The organism is Bradyrhizobium sp. 134 (genome assembly GCF_023074155.1).
In the GTDB taxonomy this organism is placed as follows: Bacteria; Pseudomonadota; Alphaproteobacteria; order Rhizobiales; family Xanthobacteraceae; genus Bradyrhizobium.
Genome location: NZ_JADPKX010000086.1, coordinates 786,719 through 805,124 on the forward strand (window position 1 = coordinate 786,719; position 18,406 = coordinate 805,124).

At 64.5% G+C, this 18,406-nt stretch carries 16 protein-coding genes; all 16 read right to left on the reverse strand.

From position 1 onward, the window contains the following. Positions 1 to 4 precede the first annotated feature (4 nt). The 16 genes from IVA75_RS38440 to IVA75_RS38515 all read right to left on the reverse strand — a co-directional run bounded on the left by IVA75_RS38440 (position 5) and on the right by IVA75_RS38515 (position 18,404). Positions 5 to 1,027, reverse strand: a complete 1,023-nt coding sequence (locus tag IVA75_RS38440) for a molybdopterin cofactor-binding domain-containing protein (RefSeq protein WP_247282341.1) — start codon at positions 1,025 to 1,027, stop codon at positions 5 to 7. A 1-nt stretch (position 1,028) separates the two neighbouring features. Continuing rightward, the gene (locus tag IVA75_RS38445) at positions 1,029 to 2,615 is read right to left on the reverse strand and encodes a molybdopterin cofactor-binding domain-containing protein (protein WP_247282342.1); all 1,587 of its coding nucleotides are present in this window, start codon (positions 2,613 to 2,615) and stop codon (positions 1,029 to 1,031) included. A gap of 11 nt (positions 2,616 to 2,626) precedes the next feature. After that, entirely contained in the window at positions 2,627 to 3,103 is a 477-nt protein-coding gene (locus IVA75_RS38450) for a (2Fe-2S)-binding protein (RefSeq protein ID WP_007593025.1), read from the reverse strand. Between the two features lie 5 nt (positions 3,104 to 3,108). Beyond that, on the reverse strand, positions 3,109 to 3,927 hold the full coding sequence (locus IVA75_RS38455; protein WP_247282343.1) for an FAD binding domain-containing protein: 819 nt from the start codon (positions 3,925 to 3,927) through the stop codon (positions 3,109 to 3,111). After that, on the reverse strand, positions 3,924 to 4,373 hold the full coding sequence (locus IVA75_RS38460) for an SRPBCC family protein (protein WP_247282344.1): 450 nt from the start codon (positions 4,371 to 4,373) through the stop codon (positions 3,924 to 3,926). Before IVA75_RS38460 ends, IVA75_RS38455 begins: the two co-directional genes overlap by 4 nt. 5 nt (positions 4,374 to 4,378) lie before the next feature. Beyond that, positions 4,379 to 4,816, reverse strand: coding sequence for an SRPBCC family protein (locus IVA75_RS38465; protein ID WP_007593021.1), 438 nt, complete (start codon positions 4,814 to 4,816; stop codon positions 4,379 to 4,381). 9 nt (positions 4,817 to 4,825) lie between these two features. Further along, positions 4,826 to 7,729: a flotillin family protein gene (locus IVA75_RS38470; RefSeq protein ID WP_247282345.1), complete on the reverse strand. Its 2,904-nt coding sequence runs from the start codon at positions 7,727 to 7,729 to the stop codon at positions 4,826 to 4,828. 25 nt (positions 7,730 to 7,754) lie between these two features. Continuing rightward, positions 7,755 to 8,588: a phosphoenolpyruvate hydrolase family protein gene (locus IVA75_RS38475; RefSeq protein ID WP_247282346.1), complete on the reverse strand. Its 834-nt coding sequence runs from the start codon at positions 8,586 to 8,588 to the stop codon at positions 7,755 to 7,757. Positions 8,589 to 8,591: 3 nt separating this feature from the next. Then, positions 8,592 to 10,805, reverse strand: a complete 2,214-nt coding sequence (locus tag IVA75_RS38480) for an ABC transporter permease (protein WP_247282347.1) — start codon at positions 10,803 to 10,805, stop codon at positions 8,592 to 8,594. Continuing rightward, positions 10,798 to 11,580, reverse strand: coding sequence for an ABC transporter ATP-binding protein (locus tag IVA75_RS38485; RefSeq protein WP_007593014.1), 783 nt, complete (start codon positions 11,578 to 11,580; stop codon positions 10,798 to 10,800). Before IVA75_RS38485 ends, IVA75_RS38480 begins: the two co-directional genes overlap by 8 nt. Beyond that, the gene (locus IVA75_RS38490) at positions 11,573 to 12,706 is read right to left on the reverse strand and encodes a branched-chain amino acid ABC transporter permease (RefSeq protein WP_027569319.1); all 1,134 of its coding nucleotides are present in this window, start codon (positions 12,704 to 12,706) and stop codon (positions 11,573 to 11,575) included. Before IVA75_RS38490 ends, IVA75_RS38485 begins: the two co-directional genes overlap by 8 nt. A gap of 1 nt (position 12,707) precedes the next feature. After that, positions 12,708 to 13,718, reverse strand: coding sequence for a branched-chain amino acid ABC transporter permease (locus tag IVA75_RS38495; protein WP_247282348.1), 1,011 nt, complete (start codon positions 13,716 to 13,718; stop codon positions 12,708 to 12,710). A 200-nt stretch (positions 13,719 to 13,918) separates the two neighbouring features. After that, positions 13,919 to 14,746, reverse strand: a complete 828-nt coding sequence (locus IVA75_RS38500) for an AraC family transcriptional regulator (protein WP_027569321.1) — start codon at positions 14,744 to 14,746, stop codon at positions 13,919 to 13,921. A gap of 129 nt (positions 14,747 to 14,875) precedes the next feature. Continuing rightward, positions 14,876 to 16,126 (reverse strand): ABC transporter substrate-binding protein, encoded by a 1,251-nt coding sequence (locus tag IVA75_RS38505; protein ID WP_247282349.1) that lies wholly within the window; start codon positions 16,124 to 16,126, stop codon positions 14,876 to 14,878. Between the two features lie 341 nt (positions 16,127 to 16,467). Beyond that, complete coding sequence (locus IVA75_RS38510; protein WP_027569322.1) at positions 16,468 to 17,433, reverse strand: ABC transporter ATP-binding protein; 966 nt, start codon at positions 17,431 to 17,433, stop codon at positions 16,468 to 16,470. After that, entirely contained in the window at positions 17,430 to 18,404 is a 975-nt protein-coding gene (locus tag IVA75_RS38515) for an ABC transporter ATP-binding protein (protein ID WP_247282350.1), read from the reverse strand. Before IVA75_RS38515 ends, IVA75_RS38510 begins: the two co-directional genes overlap by 4 nt. Positions 18,405 to 18,406 lie beyond the last annotated feature (2 nt).

Consider the following 18,406-nt stretch of genomic DNA (forward strand, 5'->3'; position numbering starts at 1 on the left):
GACCTCAGCGCCGCGTCTGAGGGCGCGCGCCGCCCTCGGCCTTGATCGCGCGCAACACCTTCTCCGGCGTAATCGGCAGGTCGTCGATGCGGACGCCGACGGCGTTGAAGATGGCGTTCGCAACGGCCGGCAATACGGGATTCGCGCACATTTCCCCGGGACCCTTGGCGCCGAAGGGGCCATCGGGAGCCGGGCGTTCCAATACGGCGATGTCGTGCGGGCAGATGTCGCCAGGACCGGGCATGACATATTCGACGAAGTCGCGAGGGCCGTGGACAGGATCGGGATAATAGGGCTCAGGCGTCTCGTAGAGCGCGTGACTGACGCCCATCCAGGCGCCGCCGACGAGCTGTTGCTCGACCAGGCGTGGGTTGAGCGCACGGCCGAGCTCATAGGCAGAGTCCATGCGGATCATCGTGACCTCGCCGGTCTCGTCGTCGACCTCGACCTCGGCGACGAGACAGGCATGGGCGTAGCAGGTCGCCGGCGACATCTCGCCGGTTTCCGGATCGACATTGGACAGAGGAACCAGGAAGATGCCACGGCCGGCGATGGTCTTGCCCTGTTTGAACTGGGCGGCGATGGCGACGTCCTTGGTGGAGATCGAGCGGTGCGGCGCGCCCTTGATGTGGATGTTGCCACGTCCGTCGGTTTCGAGATCGGCGGCGTTGACCTCGAGTTCCTCCGCGGCGGCCTCCATCATCACGCCGCGCGCCTCGCGTGCCGCCGCCATCACGGCATTGCCGACCCGATGGGTGCCGCGCGAGGCGAACGAGCCCATGCAATGCGGGCCGGTGTCGGAATCGGCGGTGTCGACATAAACGTCCTCGACGGGTACGCCGAGCGTCTCTGCGCAAATCTGCCGCGTTACCGACTTCATGCCCTGGCCGAGATCGATCGAGGATAGCGCCACAGTGAACTTGCCGCTTGGATTGGAATGAACCAGGGCCTGGCTGGGATCGCCACCGAGGTTCATGCCGATAGGATAATTGACCGAGGCGATGCCGCGTCCGCGATGTCGGGTCATCTCAACGTCTCCTGGTGCCGAACACGGATGAGAAGCGGCCCGCCCCATGCGAGGGCGATGCTGGTCGCGGTGGTTGCGGTGCGGGTGGTGGGGGCTCGCGCGGTGGTTCGCGCAACGCGGCCGTCGGCAGCCGATCATAGGTCGTGCGCTGCTGCGCCGACGCCGCTGTCCTTGCCGGGGTGTCGGCAGGCGTCCGCGGGATGGCGGCGCGACTGCCGCCACCGTCCTTGCGGGAGGAGGCGCGCTTGAACTCGTCGCGGATCGGCCATTTGGCTTTCTCCGCGGCGACCTGGACGCACTCGATCAGCGCTGTGTTCTTGGCCTCGCGCCGATGCGCCTTCATGTCACCGTCGCGATAGGCATTGAGGATGCGGAACTCCATCGGATCCATGCCGACGAGGTTCGCGAGCTTGTCCATCTGGCACTCGATCGCAAAATCCATTGCGGTGACGCCGAAGCCGCGCATCGCGGTTGCCGGCGTACGGTTGGTGAAGACGCAGTAGACGTCGCCATAGACGTTGGGGATGGTGTAGGGCCCTGGCAGATGGGCCGCGCATTTCACCGCGGCATAGCTCGAGAGCCGCGTATATGCGCCGCTGTCGAAATATGCGCGGATCTTTCGCGCGACGACGCGGCCGTCGCGCATCACGCCGTCCTTGATGTAGATGCGCTCGGCGCCGCGCGGCGGACCGTATTGCATCTCTTCTTCGCGTCCGAACACGTAGCGCACGGGACGTCCCGTCAGCATCGCACCCAGGATGCATAACGGTTCGGTCAGCGTGTCCACCTTGCCGCCAAAGCCGCCACCGACGGTGCCGCCGATGAAATGAAAGGTGTTGGAGGGAACGTCGAGGATCTTGGCGCAGGTGTCGACCGAAAAGAACAGCGCCTGCGTCGACGTATAGACGACATAGCGCCCGTTGGTGTCGGGCGCCGCGATCGAACCGTTGGTTTCGGTCGGCGCGTGCTCGATAGGCGACATCTGGTAGCGCTGCTCGAGCACGTGATCGGCGGTCGCGAGTGCGGCATCGGCATCGCCGAAGCGGAGTTTCTGGTGATCATATGTGTCGTGATAAATGAAGGCATTCTTCGGATAGGTGTCGTTGACGACGGGCGCGCCGGCCTTCAGCGCATCTTCGACGTCGAACACAGTTGGCAGCGGTTCATAGTCGATCCGCACCTTTGCGATCGCCTCAAACGCCTCGCGCTCGCTGTCGGCGACGATGGCCAGGATTGGCTCCCCCTTGTAGCGGACCTTGTCGACGGCCAGCGAGGGCTCGTCGTCCTTGCCGAAATTGATCAGGCTCAAGAGCGTATTGAGATTGCGGGGTACGTCGGAGCCGCGGATGATCCGGCGCACGCCGGCTGAGCGCTCGGCGTCCGTGGTGTCGATCCGCCGGATCCTCGCATGCGAATGGGTCGAGCGGACGATTTTCAGGTGCAGCATGCCCTGGAGCTTGTGGTCGTTGAAATAGCTCGATGTGCCCGTGACATGGCCGAGCATGTCCTGGCGCTGCGTGCCCTTGCCGATCTCCTTGAGATTGTCGTCGCGCTCGTCGGCGAAAATATCTTTGCGCAGTTCCAGCATGATGTGGTCCTTCAGGCGCTCACCCGGCCGCCGGAGGCGGCGAGGATGGCGTTGATGATCGGCTCGTAACCGGTGCACCGGCAGATGTTGCCGGAGATCGCCTCGACGATCTCGGCGCGGCTCGGGGAGGGATTGCGGTCGAGCAGCGCCTTGGCGGCCATCAGCATGCCCGGCGTGCAATAGCCGCACTGGGCAGCAAAATTCTCGGCGAAGGCGCGCTGCAGCGGATGGAGGTTCGGTCCCTGCTTCAAGCTATCCAGCGTCTCGACGGAGCGGCCGGCGACGGTCTCGGCCAGCGTCAGACAGGAGAGATGGAGCTCGCCGTCGATCAGGACGCTGCACGTGCCGCAGCCGCCCTGGCCGCAACCGAACTTCGGCGTCATGTCGCCGATCAATTCGCGAAGCGCGACGAGCAGGTTGGTGCCGCCGTCGACGAAAATGGCGACATCGCTGCCGTTGTGACGAAATTGCAGGGCAGTCTTGGCCATACGATCTATTCCTGACCCAAAAGAAGACGACGCAGATGGACGCCGACGATCTCGCGGCGGTACCAGGCGCTGCCGAGCGCGTTGTCGGACGGCGATGTTCCTTCCGCGGCTGCAGACGCTGCGGCCGCGACGGTCGCGGCATCGAGCGCGCGGCCTTCGAGAGCGCGTTCGGCCGCCCGCGCACGTATTTGCGTCGGCGCCATCGATCCCAATGCAATTCGTGCACCGGCGATCCGTCCGCCACTGATAGGCAGATGTGCAGCGAGCGTGATGACGGAGCCGCCTTTAGGCTTGATCCGGGCGACCTTGCGGTAGCGAAAAGCCTCCGCGCTGGTCGGTCGCGTGCACGACACCGACAGCACGAGCGTCCCCGCCTGCCTTTCGCGCGACTGCAAAAACTCCTCAATTGGAATGTCGCGCGATCCAAAGCCGCCTTGCAGGGCTACGGTGGCATCGAGCGCAAGCAGGGCGACGGTGAAATCGCCATAGGGACTGGGCGCGAACAGATTGCCGCCCACCGTACCCATGTTGCGCACCGCCGGGCCACCGATCGAGCGGGCGGGAGCGTGCAGGAAAGCAAGGTCGCGCTCGCCCAGAATCTGGGCGAAAGTGACGCCAGCACCCAGGGTGATCCGCGGGCCGGAGGGGGCGATGCGCGTCAAGGCATGGTCATTTGCTCGCACGACGGTCGAGATCGAGATGTCGCCTTCGTTCAGTGCGCGCATCACCAGCGTGCCGCCGCCGAGATAGCGCGCGTTACGATCGGACGACAGCGCGGCGGCGGCCTCGCTCGAGCTCATGAAGGTCTTCACCGTCACGGTCATGTTGACACAGCCTCCTTGAGGTGCCGGCGGATCGCGTCGAATCCTGCCTGGTAGATGTCTTCCGCGACCATGTGGGTGATCCGATCCTTGTCCTCCGGCCGTGTCGAGAAGCGGGATTCCCAGTGCCAGAAGGTGCGGTCGCCGTCCGTCACGGGCAGCAGGCGGACGTGGGCTACGTAGTTGAACATCGGGACCGGCGTATCGAGCAGGCAATAGCTGAAGGTCTGCTCCAGATCCGACAGCGTCAGCAATTGCTCGCGCAGCTCGGAGCCGTCCTGCAGCTTGAACCGCCTGACACAGCCGATCTTGTCCGAAGCCTGCGCGCGCTCGATCGTGGAGGTCGCAACCGCCGGATGCCAGCGATCGTGCCCGTTGAAGTCGCGCAGTACGGGCCACACGGAGCCGGTCGGCGCGTCCAGGATCGTGCTCTTGACGATGTGCGGCACGGCGCTCAGCCTCCGAACTGGCGTTTGAGGGCGTCGAAGCCGCCCTGGAACACGCCGCCGCCGATATTCGCGACGAGCTCCGCCTCCCGCTCGGGTGCGCAGTCGAACTCGGCGGTCCATTCCATGAAGGTCTGGTCGCCATCCGTGACCGGCGTCAGCCGAAGCGTCGCGACGTAGTCCTCGACCCCCATCGGGGATTCGAGGATCGAATAGGTGCAGAACATGTCGTAATCGGACAGGCCAAGCAGCTTTTCCCGGATACGATCGCCATTGCGCAGGCGAAAATCCCTGACGCAGCCGATCTTGTCGGATGGCTCGCCGCCCTCGATGCGGCTTTCCGCAATCGCGGGATGCCAGTTCGGCAGACCGTTGAAGTCGCGCACCCGCGCCCAGACGCGATCGTTGCGTGCGTTGACGACGGTTGAGACGTAGACCCGGGCCATGGTGCCACCTCAGCTCTTCTTCCGGGGGCTGCGCTCGGGGGGCGGCTCCCCGTCGGGCGAGGGCGCAGCAGCTGGCTTCTCGCCACCGCCACTGTCGCTGCCCTTGCGTGCGGAGTCCTTGATGCCCTGCATGTCGCGAGCTTCCCGGATCAGGCCTGGCATCTTGGCGAGGCTGCCACCTTCGACGCCGATGTCCGCCAGAAGCGAGTCGATCAGCGGCGCCTGGACGCGGTAGCGCAGCGCCGAGTCGATCACCTCGTCGGTGGCGCTACGGCCGCCATTGCCACCATGGCCGTTGCCGTTGAGGCCATCGACCTGAAGGATGCGGATGCCCTCGATCTTCTCCATCGGCTTGACGCTCTCGCGGACGATACCCTCGATGCGGTCGAGCAGCTTTCTACGGAACAGCGAGTAGCGTGCCTGGTCGGTCAGCACGTTCTCGGCCTCGTTGAGCATACGCTGCGCCTCGGCCTCGACTGCAGCGCGGATCCGTTCGGCTTCCGCGGCAATTCGCGTTTCCTCGGCCTGCTTCTCGGCGATCAGGATCTCCACGGTCTTACGGCGCTTCGCGATCTCGCTCTCGCGTGCGGTAATGACGCGCTCGGTGGCTTCAGTGGCATGCACCCGCGCTTCCTCGGCCGAGGCCTTGGCCGCAGATTCTTCGAGCGACTTCAGGTGAATGGCAATCGCCTTCTCCATCAGAACGGTCTCGACCTCCTTCTCGCGATTGATTTCAAGCTTGCGCAGCTCGCGCTCGCGGCCGATGCGGGCCTCGTCGAGGCCGCGATCGGAGGCAATGCGGGCGCGGTCGACCTCTTCGCGCGCGGCAATCTCGGCTTCCTGAAGCGACTGGACACGGGCGACTTCGAGTTGTTCGATCGAACGTCGCCGTTCGATTCGCGCCGCCTCCAGCGCTTGTTCGCGCGAGACGTCCGTGGTCTCGATCTCCTTGCGCGCGACAATCTCGGCCTGCCTGACCTGGCGGTCGGCGTCGATGCGCTCGGATTTCTTGGTCGAGAGCGCAATGACGCGGTCCTCGTCCGCGATCTCGATCGCCTTCTTATGCTCGATGTTGAGGACTTCGCGCTTTCTGGAGGAGGTGATGCGCTCGGCTTCTAGCGCGAGATCGACGCCGATGCGCTGGCGCTCGATGGTGTCGCGACGCTTCAGCTCGGCGGCCTCGAGCACGGCTGTGCGCTCGATCTCGAGCGCACGTGTGTCACGCTCGGCCTGGATACGCTCGGCTGCAACGGACTTCTCCTGCGCGATCCGGGCGGCTTCGATGGCTTCGCGTGAGGCGATGTCGGCTTCCTCGACGGCGCGGTTGCGGGCGATCTCCAGGGAGCGCACGCGTTCTTGCTGAGTGATGCGGGCAGCTTCCGTGGCTTCGCGCGCGGTGACCTCTGCGACTTCCAGCGTCTGGTTGCGTTCGATCTCCAACTGCCGCGTATTCTGCTCGACTGCGATGCGCTCGACAGCGAGCCTGTGCTCGCGGGCGATGCGCGCCGCCTCGACCGCGCGCTGCGCCTCGATCTCGGCTTCCTGGATGTTACGCACCTGCTGGATCTCCAGCGCACGGGTGCGCTCATCGGATGCGATGCGCTCGACATTGACAATCATGGTCTGGGCGATGCGGGCCTTTTCGGTCGTCTCGCGGGCAGCGATCTCGGCTTCGTCCACGGCGCGGGTCCGGTCGATCTCGCGGCGCCGGGTCTCCTCTTCGTTGGCGATGCGGGCGTCGGTCACGACGCGGTCCTGCTGGATACGCGCTTTCTCGATCGCCTCGCGGGCGGTGATCTCGGCTTCCTCGACGGTCTGCATCCGCTCGATTTCGCGCTGGCGCACCTCGCGCTCGGAAGCGATGCGGCTGGTATCGATCGAGCGCTGGTTGGCGATCCGGGCCTTCTCGATTTCTTCCCGTGCCAGCAGTTCCTTCTCCTCGATGGTGCGGGTGCGCTCGATCTCCCGCTGGCGGGTCTCACGCTCCGAGGCGATACGGGCTTCGGCGATCGCCTGGTCGTTGGCGATTCGCGCCTTCTCGATCGTTTCACGGGCGGAAATCTGCGCCTGCTCCGCTTCGGTCTCGCGCAGGGCCCGCTCGCGCGCGACCTCGGTGCGTTGCAGGGCGCGGCGCATCTCGATGTCACGCTCCTGTTCGAGGCGCGCCGTCTCGCTTTCGCGCTCGATCTCGAGCGCCTGCCGCTCGGCCTCCAGGTTGCGAGAGCGGATCTTGATCATCGAATCCTGCTCGATGTCGTTGCGCAGCTTGCGCTTGGCCTCGATATCCTCCATCAGGCGGGTCAGACCTTCGGCGTCGAAACGGTTCGAGGGGTTGAAGAATTCGAGATCGGTCTGGTCAAGATCGGTGATCGCGACTGACTCCAGCTCGAGTCCGTTCTGGGCAAGTGCCTCGGCCGCGTTCGCCTTGAGGCGGGCGACGTACTCTCCGCGTTGCTCATGCATCTGCTCGAGGGTCATCTCCGAGGCAACGGACCGAATGGCCGAGATGAATTTGCCGGCGAGGAGGGCGTGGAGCTGTTCGGGCTCCATGGTACGGCGGCCGAGCGTGGCAGCCGCGATGGACACGGCTTCGCGAGTCGCCTGGACTCGGACATAGAAATCGGCCTCGATGTCGACGCGCATGCGATCACGGGTGATCACGGCGTCCTGCCGCGAGCGCACGATGCCCATCGGCTGCACGTTCATGTTGACCGGCGTGTAGTCGTGGATGAACGGCAGCACGAAGGCGCCGCCGTTGATCACAACGCGCTCGCCGAGCAGGCCGGTACGAACGAATGAGGTCTCCTTGGACGAGCGGTGATAGAGCCAGTTCACGATGTAGACGCCGACCACGATCACCACGACGGCGACGATCAGCCAAAGGATCAATTCACCGACCAGAGTCCCTGACATGTTTCTCTCCCTCGACCTTTCGGCGTTATCGCGCGCCGATCGCCTTGAATTTGCGAACCTGATCCGTCAGCGCCCGTTCGACCGGCAGCCGCTCCATCGAGGAGGCGCCGTAGAAGCCGTGGCAATTTCGTGTGTTCCTCATGATGAAATCAGCATCGTCCGGATCGGAGATCGGTCCGCCATGAGCGAGCACCAGAATGTCCGGATTGACGCCGAGCGCGGCGGAGGCCCAGGTGTCGATGTGCGCCGGGCAATCCGTCAGCTTGAGTGCGGTCTGCGCGCCGATGGTGCCCCCGGTCGTCAGGCCCAGATGACAGACGATGATATCCGCGCCCGCGATCGCCATCGCGGCGGCTTCCTTCTCGCTAAAGACGTAGGGCGTCGTCAGCAGGTCCTTCTCGCGTGCCTTTGCGATCATGTCGATCTCGAGCGCATAGGACATGCCGGTCTCTTCGAGATTGGCGCGGAACACGCCGTCGATAAGGCCGACGGTCGGAAAGTTCTGCACACCGGCGAAGCCAAGCGTTTTCAATTGGTCCAGAAAAAGATCCATGTCGCGGAACGGATCGGTCCCATTGACGCCGGCGAGCACTGGCGTCCTGGTCACGACGGGCAGCACTTCGCCGGCCATCTCCAGCACGATGGCGTTGGCGTCGCCGTAAGCCATCAATCCCGCGAGCGAGCCTCGGCCGGCCATTCGGTAGCGGCCGGAATTGTAGATGACGATGAGGTCGACACCGCCGGCCTCCTCGCATTTGGCCGAAAGGCCGGTGCCGGCGCCGCCGCCGACGATGGGCTCGCCGCGCCTTGCCATGTCGCGGAAGCGCTTCAACAGTGCAGCGCGTTCAAACCGGGCCATCGGTCACCTCGCTAGTCTCCGGCGCGCCCCAGTGCGGCCGAACAGTGTTCGGAACGCGCTGACAATGGTGGAGGCGAACTCGGGGTCATTGATGTTCTTGGGAACGCGGATGAGCTGACGATTGGCGGTCTGCCGCACGTTGCGCTCAAGCGTGCGGAACAACGCCGCATCAGTGTCCGGATCCCAGAACGGCTGTCCTCGCGCGTCGAGCGCGGAGACGCCGCCCTCGGGCAGGAAGAAGCGCACCGGGCCGTCCATCCGGTTGAGTCGATCGGAGATCCAGTGCGCCATGCGCTCGTTCTCCTCCGCCGTGGTCCGCATCAAGGTAACCTGCGGGTTGTGGACGTGGAATTTCCTGCCGCGGTAGCGCTCCGGGATGGTCTCGGGCGCGCCGAAATTCACCATGTCCAGCGCGCCCGCCGAGCCGACATAAGGCACCCGGCTGCGGATGATGGCGCCGAAGCGGTCGTCGGTCGCCGGGAACACGCCACCCATCAGGAGGTCCCCGACCTCCGTGGTCGTGAGGTCGATGACGCCTGCAAGCTGCCCGGAATCGACGAGTGCCTCCATTGAGCGCCCGCCGACGCCGGTGGCGTGGAAAACCAGACACTCGAAATCTTCGCGCAAGTCGGCCGCGATCTTCTGCACCGCCGGCGTAGTGACACCAAACATGGTGATGCCGACCGACGGCAATCCGCTGTCGCTCCGATCCTTTCCTGCATGCTGATCAAGGCGCGCCTTGACCATGCCAGCCAGCGCGTTGGCGCCGTTGGCCAGCACGGCGCGCGAGATGGAGTTGAGGCCCTGCACGTCGGCGACGGAATGCATCATGGTGATGTCCGCGGGGCCGACATAGGGCCCGACGTCACCGGAGGCGACGGACGAGATGATAAGTTTCGGCACTCCGACAGGAAGGGCCCGCATACCGGGCGCGACCAGTGACGCTGCGCCCGAGCCGCCGGCCGAAATCACGCCGGCAACATTGCTCTGGCGCCGCAGCCAGCTGGCGAAGGCCTCGGCCATCGCGGTGACGGCGGCGCCGCGGTCGGGTCCGAATACCGCCGATCCGCCGCGACCATGGTTCAAGGCGATCTCCTGGGCGGAGACGTCGCTGGCCGCGTGCCTGCCGCTGGTGGAGACATCGACCAGGCGGGTTCGCAGGCCGGTCCCGGCGATGATGTCGCGGATGAAGCGGAGCTCGGTGCCCTTGGTGTCGAGCGTACCGACGACGAGCACCACCGGAGAGCCCTGCGTTTGTGCCGCGACCGGTTCGCGCCGGCGTCGTGCCGTCTCATCGAGACGCATCACCTGTGTCGAGAACGTGCGGGCCGCGGCCTCGATACGGGCGATCGGCACCGGTTGCGACCAGCGTGTCGGCGGCGTCGGGTTGGACATGTAGATGCGGATCGCGCCGCCTGGCCGCGTCTGCTGCGGAGAAGGCTTCGGTTCCGTATCCGCCGGCGGAACGTCGAGGTCGAGCTCGAGTCCGGCGTGCATTCCGACACCGAGCAGGCGCTGCTGCAGTTCGCGATCGGCGGCAAGCCGCACCGAATCGATGATGCGGTTGACGCGGCCGTTGACCATGATCGCGACGTTACGCGACACGGCCGTCGCCACGCCGATATTCTGCTCGATCACGAGCACGGACATCTCGCCGTCCTCGCCAAGCCGTAGCAGCATCTCCTCGACCTGGGCCACGATGACCGGCGCGAGCCCCTCGGTGGGCTCGTCCATGATCAGGAGCCGCGGGTTGGTGAGCAACGCGCGGGAGATCGCAAGCATTTGTTGTTCGCCGCCGGAGAGCTGGCCGCCGCCGTGATCCTTGCGCTCGGCCAACCGCGGAAACGTCTTGTAGATGCGCTCGACCGTCCAGGCGCCGCGGCGCAAGCCGGCGGCAAGCTGCAGATGCTCGTCGACACTGAGCGAACGCCATAGCCGCCGGCCCTGCGGAACGTAGCCGACGCCGAGTCGGGCTATGTGGGCAGGCGGCTGTCGGGTGATGTCATCGCCGCGGATGCGGATCGAGCCGCCGCTGACCGGCACCAGCCCCATGATGGCCTTGCACAGCGTGGTCTTGCCCATGCCGTTGCGGCCGACGACCGAGAACACGCCGGCCTCGAGCGTCAGGTCCACGCCCTGCAGCGCGTGCGAATGGCCGTAATAGACGTCCAGGCCGCGGACTTCGAGCGCGGCGGCGGTACGGCGGACCTCACTCATGGCCGCCTCCGAGGTAAAGCTCCTGCACTTCGGGATCGGACTCGATCTCCTGCGGACGGCCTTCCTTGAAGATCCGCCCGTTATGCATCATTGTGACGCTCTCGACGACGCGCAGGGCCACGTCCATGTCGTGCTCGATGATGATGTAACCGATATGCGCGGGCAGGGAGGTCAATATCTCGATCAGCTCGGCACGCTCGGTCGGCGACAGTCCCGCGGCGGGTTCATCGAACAGGACGAATCGCGGCGCGCCGGCAAGCGCAAGTGCAATCTCGAGCTGGCGCTGCTGGCCATGCGCGAGCTCGGCAACGCGCTGATCCTTCACGCCCGAGAGATGGACGGCCTGCACGAGATTTTCGGCCGCGTGCATCAACGCATCGTTCTGACCGGGGCGGAGAAACGAGAAGCGCCCGCGTGAGACGCCACGGCAGGCGAGGTAGACATTATCCTGGACGGTGAGGCCGGGAAACAGCGCGGAGATCTGGTAAGTCCGGCGCAGGCCACGGCGGATGCGCTCATAGGGCGGGAAGTGCGTGACGTCCTCGCCGAAGAAGCGGATGGTGCCGGAAGAGGGTGGGAAGTCGCCGGTGATGCAGTTGAACAGCGTGGTCTTGCCGGCGCCGTTTGAACCAAGCACGGCGCGCCGTTCGCCGGGGCGGACGGTAATAGTGATGTCGGTGAGCGCCGCGAGCGCGCCGAACAGACGCGTCACGCCGCGCAGCTCCAGCGCCGCGCCGGCGCCCACGACAGAGAGGCGTTGCGCGACGCTATCCATGGCGGGATCCTTGGGTGGATCCTTGGCCAGAGTCTCGGCCAAGTTCTCGGCCATGTCGTCCACTTGAACTTGCCGCGCCGGAGCGTTGGCGGCGCCGCCAGCTCTGCCAGAGCCCGATGACGCCGTCCGAGGACCAGAACACGATCGCGAGGAAACCGAGGCCGATCAGGAGGCGAAAGCGGTTGCCGTCGAGCCCCAGCTTGACCAGGAAGTCGAGTGCGAAGGTGCGCAGCAGCACGAAGATCAGCGCGCCGATAAAGGGTCCGACGGGGCGCGTGATGCCGCCGACGATCGCGATGATGAGGATATCGATGCACGCTCCAACGCTCACGGATCCCGGCGAAATCTGCCGGTAGTTCCAGACCTGGAGTACCCCAGCCAGCGCCGCGACGAACGACGCGAAGGCGTAGGCCGCAACGCGATGCGCATTGACGTTGAAGCCGAGCGCTGCCATGCGGCGGGGATTGTCGCGTACGCCTTGCAGCGCGAGGCCGAACGGTGCGCGGGAGATGTAGTCCACGGCGAAGTAGCACAGCGCGGCTACCGCGAGGACGATATAATAGAAGGGAATGTCGGCACGCCAGTTGACGCCCCAGAAATGCGGCGTGGCAACGGTATTGATGCCGGTATGGCCGTTGAAAATCGCCCAGTTCTGGTTGGTGAAATAATAGAACGCCGCGCCGATCGCGAGCGTGATCATGATGGTGTAGATGCCCTCGGTGCGTACCGCCAGCGCGCCGCCGAGCGTGCCGAAGATGGTCGCGAGCGCGAGCGCCATCGGGACCGCAAGCCACCACGGCCATCCCAGGCTGATATTGGCGTTGCCGCTGACGCCAAACACCGCGACCATATAGGCGGAGAAACCCGCGATGGTGAGCTGCATCAGGCTGACCATGCCGCCATAGCCGGCAAGAAACATCAGACTCAGCGCCATGGTTCCGAGGATCAGCGTGGTCGCAAAGATCTCGATCAGGAAGAAGCCGTTGGCGATCAGGGGCATGATCAGGAGAATGGCCGCGACGGTCCAGGCCGCCGGATTGTCGATCTCCGGCCATCCGCGCAATCTGGAGCGTTGCACAGCAGCGGTGGGACGAACCGGGACGCGGGCGTCGTGAGCGAGGGACATGTCAGCGCCTCGCCAACAGGCCCTGCGGCCGAATTGCCAGCACCAGAACCATGATCAGGAAGGTCACGACGATGGCGTAGGTTGGGATGTAGACCGAGCCGAGCTGCTCGGCGAGGCCGATGATAAGCGCGCCCAGCGCAGCCCCCGGGATCGAGCCCATGCCGCCGACGATCACGACGACGAGGGAGGCGAGCAGGAAGCGGATATCCTCGCCGGGCGAGAGCGACTGGAACGTTCCGCCGACGACGCCGGCGACGCCGGCGAGGCCGGCGCCGAGCGCAAACACCACCACGAAAACGAGTTGGATCCGCACTCCGGTCGCCGCCAGGATGTCGCGATCGTCGACCCCGGCGCGGATGATCATGCCGATGCGCGTGCGGTTGAGCGCCAGCCACATCGCCACGCCGATCACGACGGAGGCGGCGAAGATCACGAGTCGGACCATGGGATAGCGGAGATAGACCGGCTCGCCTGAGGATTTGACCGCGGTGACCAGCGGAAGCTCCACGGGTCCGATCAGCCAGTTCGGAGTCTGGATTTGATAGAAATCGCCGCCACAAGCCCACAGCATTAAATCGGCGAATACGATCGAGAGTCCGATCGTCACCATGGTCTGGCGCAGGTCCTGGCCTTCCATGCGGCGGAAGACGAGGACCTGGAGCAGGACGCCGACCAGCGCCGTCAGGATGAAAGCGACGATGAAGCTGAGGACCCATGAGCCGGTGGCGGCGCTGATGGCGTAGCCGACATAGCCGCCGAACAAATAGAGCGAGCCGTGTGCGAGATTGACGTTGCGCATCAGGCCGAAGATCAGCGTAAAACCGCTGGCGACGAGGAAATAGAGACCGCCGAGCGTGATGCCGTTGAAGAGCGCGTTGAGGAAGACCCGCTTGCGGCCGAACGCATCTTCAACGCCCTGCGGCCAGACCGCGAAAATCAGCCAGAGTGCTAACGCGATCGCGATGATGACGATCAGTGCCCAGGCGGGATGGCGTTCGACAAAGCGGGTCATGATCGCCGCTCCGTCTTCACGTCACCCCATCTCTCGCCCCGCAAGCGGGGCGGAGGGGCACGCAGACCGTTGCCGGCCGCAAGCCCTGCCATGCACGTGCGCTCCCTATCGCGCGCGATCCTTGTTTCGGGACCGCGTTTGGCGCATCCTAATGCGGCTGTAAGGGAGGCGCTTGATCGTGAGTATCTTTTCGCGTGGCCTCAGGCGCGCAAAACCTTGGCCGCGCGGCGATAATCTGTCGGCGCCATGCCGACATTGGCGGCGAAGAAGCGGGTGAATCCGCTCTGGGATGAGAAGCCGAGATCGAAGCCGATATCAGCGATCGGCGCTTCGCTCGCCACCAGCGCCTCCAGTGCCTGCTCCATCATCAGCGTGTTGAGATAGAGGTGTGGCGTGACGCCGGTCTGGGTGCGGAAGAGCCGGTAGAAATGCGGCCGCGACAGGCCGGATTCGCGCGCGATGGTGTCGAGCTCGATCTCGGCGCCAGGACTCTCCGACATCATCTTGATGCATTTGCGAACGCGAAAATCCGTGACGGAGCCGTTTGCGCGTGGATCGCGCGCGGTCGCCGCCTGTTGCCAGCTTTCGTCATAACAGATGTCGATCAGGCTTCTCAGCTCGCCATCGAGGCTGTTGAGCGAGGGAGCGCCGCACACGAGGGCGGCTGCGTGCCTGATATGCTTGTCCAGCGCAACGGACCGCGTGAACTGGGTACGGCCGAAGCGCAGGCGGTCGGCGCCGGGCGCATCGGGCGCAAACCACTCCGCATTGACGTAGAGCACGAAGAAAACGGCGCCGCCTTCGAGATCGGACGGCAGGAAATTATGCGGCTCCCACGGATTGACCGCGACGACGGACCCTTCGGTGAGCTCGTAGCGTCCGTCGCTGACATCGATGCATGCGGAACGCCCGCCGACATGGAAGATCAAATGACCTTCGCGATGTGCGTGGATGTTGAAAGGGCGGTTCAACTGATAGACCGTCGCCCGACCAAAGCGGCCGTGGAAGACGGCGAGCGCCCGGCTCATGCCTCTCCTCCCAAAAGCTCTTGTATTTTTTGGTAGCGTTCAACAACCGGGGAGAGAATGCAAGGGCGCACGTGTCGCGCTTCTGGCAAATCTCTCCCCGGCCGGTCATCGTTCGCGAACTAGACTAGGTCAGTATTTCTTACATTCCGGTACTGTGCGGCTCGGTAAACCGATTTTGGCGAACACCGCGGGATCGTAGCCGAGCGTTTGGTTGACGTTCGGGATCACGTTCACGACCTTTGAGAACAGCGCGCCCTTGCCGTCGTCGACAACCTCGGTGACGAAGTTGGTGCCGATCGCCTGGCGGTTGGAGTCCAGCTTGATCTTTCCGTTGGGTGCGTCGAGTTCGATCTTGGCAAGGGCCTCCTTGTACTTGGCTTGATTGTTGGAGAGATCTCCGTTGACCTGACGCAGCGCCAGGATCAGCGCCATTGTCGAGCCATAATAGTTGGTGGCGAGCAGCGATGGGCTCGGGAAGCGCTTGTTGGGCGGGAACGCCTCCTGATAGTCCTTCACGAACTTCTGCCAACTCGGGTTCTCCCAGGTATCGGCCTGGCCGCTCGCGGCCAGCGTGCCAATCAGGGCATTCTTGGCGTTTCCCTTGGACGACAGGATGGTCTGGTCGATCATGATCGAACCGCCCATCAGATGCGCCTTGCCGCCGGCCTGCTGGTATTGGTTCAGGAAGTTGACGGCGTCGGCGCCGCCGAGGCCGAGATAGATTGCGTCGACGTCGTCGGGCAGTGCGGCGATAACCGAGGCAAAGTCCTTGGTGCCGAGCGGCACCCATTGCCGGTTGGTGACCTGTCCGCCAGCACCGCAGAACTCGAGCACGAGGCCGAACACCTGCGTATAGATGAAGGAATAGTCTTCGCCGACGGTCGCGATCTTGCGATACTTCTTTTGGTCATAAGCGTATTTGCCGAGGCCCACCTGCCATTGCGCCCCGTCCATGTTGTAGCGGAAAAAGTTCGGAGCGGGATCGACATAGGTCGTTTCCTGGGCCCCGGAGGCGGCATTGATGAAGGTCAGTTCGGGATGGGTCTTTGCAAAATTCTTGACCGCGATGCCTTCGTCGCCAGAGAGCGGCGACAGCAGGATCTGTACCTTGTCCTGCTCGATCAGCTTGCGCACGGCTCGCACGGCGGAGTCCGGCGTCGCGTCGGTCGAAGCGATGACAAATTCGAGTTCCTTGTCGCCGACCTTCTTGCCGAGCACGTTGAGGGCCGTCTGGAAGCCGCGGATACCGTCCTCGCCGAGCACGGTGTAGGTACCTTCGAGCGTCGCGGTGACGCCGACCTTGATCTTCTCCTGTGCGAAGGCGGTGCCCGAAAGTAACAGGCTGCTCAACGCGATCAGTCCTAGACTGCCTTTCAACATTGCTCTCCTCCCAGGGCGTTCTTTGTCGCTGTTTTTCACCGCGCCCTGACGCGTCCGCCGCGCGGTGCGGCGTTCGGACAAGGCCAACGGTTCTTGAAAGGGAGGCTATCCGAACTCGGATGCAGTGCACGTGTCGGAGCCGTGCGCGGCTTAACGGGCAGTCTCATTTTGAATGTTGCGTCGCGATTAACATCGCGGTGCAACAGGCGTCAGGCATCCCGGAATTGGCACTCGCCAGCCGCATGGCGGTTGCGACTGCGGCCGCGTGAACAGGATCGCTCGAATAGAGGAGAAATCAATCGTAGGCGTTGCGTGATTTCGCCGCGCGCGGCACTCGCTGGTTATACGTTGTGGCAGGCGATTGTCCGACCGTCCGCACCGACGGATCGAAGTTGTGGCACATCGACGAGACAGCGATCGCTGGCCATTGGACAGCGGGGCGCATACGCACAACCGCGCGGTCGCGTGAAGAGACTTGGCGGTTCACCCATTTCGATCGCACCCTGGATCCGTTTCGATGGATCGGGCTTCGGAATTGCTGCCACCAACGCGCGCGTATAGGGATGGAGCGGACAATCGAGGACCGTCCGCGTCCCGGCCTGCTCCACGATCCGGCCCATATACATGACAGCAACGCGGCTGCTGATCTGTCCGATCACGCCAAGGTCGTGCGAGATGAAGAGCATCGATAGTCCCAACTGGTCACGCAGATCCATCATCAGATTGAGCACCTGCGCCTGCACGGAAACGTCGAGGGCCGAGACCGGCTCGTCGGCAACGATGATGGACGGGGTGGGAAGAATGGCGCGTGCGATTCCGACCCGCTGCCGCTGCCCGCCACTCAGCTCGTAGGGATAGCGAGCGGCGAAAGAGGGGTTCAACCCGACGGCCGTCAAGGTGGCAGCTATGGCCGCGCTTCGCTCGGCGCGGCTCTTGAAGAAGCCGCTGATGTCGGCCGCCTCCGCCACCGAATCTCCAATTGCGCGCCGCGGGTTGAGCGATGCATTGGGATCCTGGAAAACCATTCGAACACTTAGACGCTTCTCACGGAGGCCGGAGCCGCCGGCTCCGATCAATTCGGTTCCCTTCAATTTGATGTTGCCGCTGTCGGGCTGGACCAGCCCGACGAGGGTGCGGCCCAGCGTGGTCTTGCCGCAGCCGGACTCGCCGACAATCCCGAGGACCTCGCCTTCGGCCAGCGACAGCGATACACCATCCACCGCCTGCACCCGGTATTTCCGACCGGCTCGCCTGGCACTGAACGAGACCATCATGTCCCGGACGTCGAGGATGGCATTGCCGCTCATGGCAGCTCCCCGCCGGCCAGTGGAAATGCGCAGAGCACCTCGTGCCCTTGGGAGGCCTCCAGGCGAGGCGGGGTCGCCACGCGGCACTCATCGCGTACCGCTGCGCAACGCAAGGCAAACACGCAGCCAGCAGCGACCGAACCTGGCAGCGGCGGCTGACCAGAAATTGTAGGCAGCCGGCGCGCGCCGGAATTTCGCGACGGCATGCAATCCATCAGTCCGCGGGTGTAATGATGACGGGGTGCGCCGAACAGCGCATCGACTGCCGCGGTTTCCACAATCCGGCCGGCGTACATGACAGCAACGCGATCGGCGAGCTGCGCAATGACTCCCATGTCGTGGGTGATGAACAATATCGCCATATCTAGCCGATTGCAGAGCTCGCGCAAGAGCCCGAGAATCTGAACCTGTATGGTGACGTCCAGCGCGGTGGTCGGTTCATCGGCGACCAGCACCTGTGGCCTGCAGGCCAGCGCAATCGCGATCATGACCCGCTGGCGTTGGCCTCCCGACAACTGATGTGGATACGCGGACAGCTGCATTTTGGGGTCGGGCATGCGGACCAGTTCGAGCAGCTCGCGAGCGCGGACGAGCGCCGCTGCGCCCGAAATTCCCTCATGCACGCGTACGGCTTCGGCGATCTGATCGCCGATCCGACGGACCGGGTTGAGTGAGGTCATCGGCTCCTGAAAGATCATTGCCATGCGGCCCTGGCCGGCTTCGACACGTTGCCAGGGCTGCAGCTGCGTTACGTCGCAGCCCTCCAACAGGACCCGCCCGGCCCGGACCCGAGGACCGGGCTGCGGCAGCAATCCCATGACCGCAAGCGAGGTCATGCTCTTTCCACAACCGGACTCGCCGACGAGACCAAGGATCTCGCCCTTGGCCAATCCGAAGGACACGCCCGCGACGATGTCGACCGGCGCGGTTTCCGGCCCCACTGACACCGTAAGGTCGCAAACTGTCAGCACGG

What these genes read in the sequence shown, in the direction of transcription:
- IVA75_RS38440 (WP_247282341.1), bottom strand. Translation starts at nt 1,027, where the DNA reads ATGACCCGACATCGCGGACGCGGCATCGCCTCGGTCAATTATCCTATC.
- IVA75_RS38445 (WP_247282342.1), bottom strand. Translation starts at nt 2,615, where the DNA reads ATGCTGGAACTGCGCAAAGATATTTTCGCCGACGAGCGCGACGACAAT.
- IVA75_RS38450 (WP_007593025.1), bottom strand. Translation starts at nt 3,103, where the DNA reads ATGGCCAAGACTGCCCTGCAATTTCGTCACAACGGCAGCGATGTCGCC.
- IVA75_RS38455 (WP_247282343.1), bottom strand. Translation starts at nt 3,927, where the DNA reads ATGACCGTGACGGTGAAGACCTTCATGAGCTCGAGCGAGGCCGCCGCC.
- IVA75_RS38465 (WP_007593021.1), bottom strand. Translation starts at nt 4,816, where the DNA reads ATGGCCCGGGTCTACGTCTCAACCGTCGTCAACGCACGCAACGATCGC.
- IVA75_RS38470 (WP_247282345.1), bottom strand. Translation starts at nt 7,729, where the DNA reads ATGTCAGGGACTCTGGTCGGTGAATTGATCCTTTGGCTGATCGTCGCC.
- IVA75_RS38475 (WP_247282346.1), bottom strand. Translation starts at nt 8,588, where the DNA reads ATGGCCCGGTTTGAACGCGCTGCACTGTTGAAGCGCTTCCGCGACATG.
- IVA75_RS38480 (WP_247282347.1), bottom strand. Translation starts at nt 10,805, where the DNA reads ATGAGTGAGGTCCGCCGTACCGCCGCCGCGCTCGAAGTCCGCGGCCTG.
- IVA75_RS38485 (WP_007593014.1), bottom strand. Translation starts at nt 11,580, where the DNA reads ATGGATAGCGTCGCGCAACGCCTCTCTGTCGTGGGCGCCGGCGCGGCG.
- IVA75_RS38490 (WP_027569319.1), bottom strand. Translation starts at nt 12,706, where the DNA reads ATGTCCCTCGCTCACGACGCCCGCGTCCCGGTTCGTCCCACCGCTGCT.
- IVA75_RS38495 (WP_247282348.1), bottom strand. Translation starts at nt 13,718, where the DNA reads ATGACCCGCTTTGTCGAACGCCATCCCGCCTGGGCACTGATCGTCATC.
- IVA75_RS38500 (WP_027569321.1), bottom strand. Translation starts at nt 14,746, where the DNA reads ATGAGCCGGGCGCTCGCCGTCTTCCACGGCCGCTTTGGTCGGGCGACG.
- IVA75_RS38505 (WP_247282349.1), bottom strand. Translation starts at nt 16,126, where the DNA reads ATGTTGAAAGGCAGTCTAGGACTGATCGCGTTGAGCAGCCTGTTACTT.
- IVA75_RS38510 (WP_027569322.1), bottom strand. Translation starts at nt 17,433, where the DNA reads ATGAGCGGCAATGCCATCCTCGACGTCCGGGACATGATGGTCTCGTTC.